Consider the following 3,368-nt stretch of genomic DNA (forward strand, 5'->3'; position numbering starts at 1 on the left):
TGGCGCTCGACCGCACCCCGCACGTCGGCGACCTGGTGCTGCTCGGCCGCGTCGACCCGGACACCGACGAGGTGGCCGCGTTCGAGGAACTCGTCGGCTCGCACGGGGGTCTCGGGGCCGACCAGACCGAGGCGGTGCTGGTGGTGCCCACGGCATGGCCCGCGATCACGCCGTCGTCGCCCGGCGCGCCGCTCACGGGCGTCGACGTCTTCGGCGCCCTCGTCGGGCGGCTCGAGCAGCTCGGGCTGCGCTCGTCGGGTACTGCGTCGAGACTCCCGGTGGACGCATGACCGTCGGCGTCACGTGGTGGGGGCACGCGTGCGTGACCGTGGCGCTCGGCGGCCGGCGCGTGCTCACCGACCCGCTGCTGACCGACCGGCTCGCGCACCTGCGGCGGTACGCCGCCCCGGTGCCCGCCGAGGCCGCCGACGCCGACCTCGTGGTCGTGTCGCACCTGCACGCCGACCACCTGCACCTGCCCTCGCTGCAGCGGGTGCGTCCGGACGCCACCGTGCTCGTGCCGGCGGGCGCGCTGCGGCTGGTGCGGAAGGCAGTGGGTCGCGACCGCGTGCGCGAGGTGGCGCCCGGCGACGAGTTCACCGTCGCCGGGGTCTTCGTGCGGGTGGTGGCCGCCCATCACGACGGGCGGCGGCTGCCGGGTTCGCGGCACCGCGGGCCCGCGGTCGGGTACGTGCTGTCAGGCGCGTCCGATCCCGCCGACAGCGTCTGGTTCGCCGGCGACACCGGGCTGTTCGACGGGCTGTGCGACATCGGCCCGGTGCGGACGGCGATCGTCCCGGTCGGCGGTTGGGGTCCGACGCTCGGCCCGGAGCACCTCGACCCGGTGCAGGCGGCCGAGGCGGTGCGTCGGGTCGGCGCCGAACACGCCGTGCCGATCCACTTCGGCACCTTCTGGCCGGTCGGGCTGCGCACCGTCGCGCCGGCGGTGCACCGGCACCGCTTCGTCGAGCCGGGCGAGGCGTTCGCGCAGGCGCTCGACGGTGCGGCGCAGGCGCACGTGCTGGCCCCGGGCGGGTCGGTGGCGCTGTGAGCGGCTTCGGGGTCGCCTACCTGGCCGGTGTCTTCGGCGTCGTCGCGTTCGGCGCCGTCGTGCCGGTGGTGCCGACGGGGGCCGCCGTGAGCGTCGGGGCGGTGCTCGCGGTCGAGGACCACTGGTGGCTGCTGCCGGTGCTCATCGGGGTCGGCGCGCTCGGCGCCTATGTCGGCGACCTGATCGTCTACGCGGCACTGCGCTTCGCGGGCGACCAGCTGTCCCGGCACGTGCGCTGGCTGCAGGAGGAGTCACGGCAGGCGGCGCTCGACCGCTTCCAGGAACAGATCGAGCGGCACGAGCTGCGCACGCTGCTGCTCTCGCGGCTCGTCCCGGCCGGACGCATCCCGGTGCTGCTCGCGGCGGCGCTCGGCGGCTACCCGTTGCGCCGGTACGCCTCGGCCGACGTCGGCGCGGCCGCGCTGTGGTCGGCGGTCTACGCCGGCATCGGCGTGGCGGGGCGGTCGGTGTTCCCCGAGACGTGGCAGGGCGTCGTCGCGGCGATCGTGCTGGTGCTGCTGGTCAGTGCCGCGCCGGCGATCACGCGTCGGCTGCGGCGTCCCGCCGGAAGTGCTCCTCCGGCGTCTCGTTCGGCACGCGGGTAGGCGGGAAGATCGCGGCGACGTTGTCGGCGGTCAGGGCGACGAAGACGCCGCGGGCCTCGACGGTGGGCGTGCCGTCGATGCTGATCCCGGCCATCAGGTGCAGCTTGCGGCCGTCCTGCCGGTCGAGGCGGGCCGTGACGTCGAGCGGCGTGCCGATCGGCGTCGGCGCCCGGTAGCGCACCTCGAGCGAGACGGTCATCGCGGCGTGTCCCGCGACGTAGAGCGCCTGTCCCATGACGTGGTCGATGAGCAGGGACAGGATGCCGCCGTGCACCAGCCCGGGGCCGCCCTCGTACATGGGGCCGAGGGTGACGGTGCCGGCCACGCCGTCGCCGATGTCGCGGACGAACAGCTGCGGGGCGACCGGGTGCGCGCGGCCGCCGACGAGGCTCATCGGGTGGAACGGGCTGTCGTGGAGGCGTTCGTGCTCGCCGGGCGCGGCGAGCGTCGCGCGGATGCGCTCGAGCTCGGCGGCCGCCGCGTCGACATCGGTCGGGTCGGCGCCGCAGCGCACGACGGTGTCGGCGAGCGCCCGGATGGCCGCACCGAGGCGGTCGGCAGCGGCGTCGGCGGCGGCAGCGGCGTCGGCAGCGTCGGTCATGTCGGCAGCCTACGAGAACGTGTTCTACCGTGCCGGACGAGTGTGATCAGGTAGGCGGCCAGGCCGAGCGCGAGCGGCACGGTCAGCCAGGCCGGGCCGCGGCCGAACGGATGAAGGTCGGCGTTCGCGACCAGACCCAGCACCGTGAGGGCGGCGAACGTCGCGGCGCTGCTGCGGCGCAGGCCGGTCGCCGTCGCCAGCACCAGCCAGGGCAGCGGCCAGACGAGGTACTGGTCGAGCACGACCTTGCTGGTCAGCAGGAATGCGACCAGCACGGCGAGCACGTACCGCTCGAACAGCTCGATCCAGAGCAGTGCGAGCGTCGCCACGGCCAGGACCACGAGCAGGGCGTCGCCGACCAGCCGCAGCGCGTGGTCGTCGAGCCGGCCGAGCAGCACGGTCTGCCACGACAGTGCCTGCGGGCCCTTGGTGGCGTCGTGCCGCACGATGTCGTCGACCATCGCGTGCCACGAGCGCAGGTAGGGCGCCGACTGCACGAGCGTGACGAGGACGAGCGTGCCGAGCCACACCCACCGACGCCGTCCCGCCGCCCGGAGCACGCCCGGCAGCACGAACACCGGGAAGGTCTTCGCGGTCACCGCGATCGCGTACCAGGCCGGTCCGCCGGCGTGCTTCGTCCGCAACAGGCGTTGAGTCATCAGCAGTGCGGCGACGGCGAGGCTGTCGAACCGGCCGTACCAGGCGCCGTCGTAGAGCACGAGCGGGTTGAGGAACCACAGTGCGACACCTGTCGTGACCGCCCGGTCGTCGAGGTCGTGGGCGCGCAGCTCGCCGCGCAGCACGACGGCGGCGATGACGTCGCCGGCCATGATCGGCAGCTTGCCGAGCACGGTGAACGCCACGCCGGTGTGCAGGGCCAGCCACTGGAACGGCAGCTCGACGTAGAGAAAGAACGGAAAGTAGGCGTACGGCCCGGCCGGATACGCCGGATGGTGGGCGTAGACGTCCGTGCCGTGCAGCGTCGCGCGCGTGGCGAGGTCCCAGACGACGAAGTCCTGGCCGTGGGTGACCGGGACGAGCACCGCCCGCACCAGCAGCCCGAGCGCCAGCACGGCGCCGACGCCCGACCGCCACGGTCGGCGACGTCCGG

At 74.5% G+C, this 3,368-nt stretch carries 4 protein-coding genes and 1 pseudogene; 3 read left to right on the plus strand and 2 right to left on the minus strand.

The window, feature by feature from the left end; all coding sequences use genetic code 11:
* From ACTHMS_RS16445 to ACTHMS_RS16455, 3 genes and pseudogenes are all read left to right on the plus strand, one after another.
* A pseudogene (locus ACTHMS_RS16445) lies at positions 1-290 on the plus strand (hypothetical protein); the annotation flags it as partial.
* Entirely contained in the window at positions 287-1,051 is a 765-nt protein-coding gene (locus tag ACTHMS_RS16450; RefSeq protein WP_440307746.1) for an MBL fold metallo-hydrolase, read from the plus strand. The pseudogene ACTHMS_RS16445 and the gene ACTHMS_RS16450, both read left to right, overlap by 4 nt.
* The gene (locus ACTHMS_RS16455) at positions 1,048-1,656 is read left to right on the plus strand and encodes a DedA family protein (RefSeq protein WP_440307747.1); all 609 of its coding nucleotides are present in this window, start codon (positions 1,048-1,050) and stop codon (positions 1,654-1,656) included. The genes ACTHMS_RS16450 and ACTHMS_RS16455 overlap by 4 nt, the downstream gene beginning before the upstream one ends.
* Here the strand turns inward: ACTHMS_RS16455 and ACTHMS_RS16460 are convergent.
* Together ACTHMS_RS16460 and ACTHMS_RS16465 are read right to left on the minus strand one after the other, a co-directional pair.
* Complete coding sequence (locus ACTHMS_RS16460; RefSeq protein WP_440307748.1) at positions 1,592-2,257, minus strand: PaaI family thioesterase; 666 nt, start codon at positions 2,255-2,257, stop codon at positions 1,592-1,594. The two genes, ACTHMS_RS16455 and ACTHMS_RS16460, sit on opposite strands and share 65 nt — an antisense overlap.
* On the minus strand, positions 2,254-3,368 hold a 1,115-nt coding region (locus ACTHMS_RS16465), incomplete at its 5' end, for a hypothetical protein (RefSeq protein WP_440307749.1). The genes ACTHMS_RS16460 and ACTHMS_RS16465, both read right to left, overlap by 4 nt.

It is taken from the genome of Jatrophihabitans sp., assembly GCF_051960575.1.
Taxonomy (GTDB): Bacteria; Actinomycetota; Actinomycetes; order Mycobacteriales; family Jatrophihabitantaceae; genus JBQCEE01.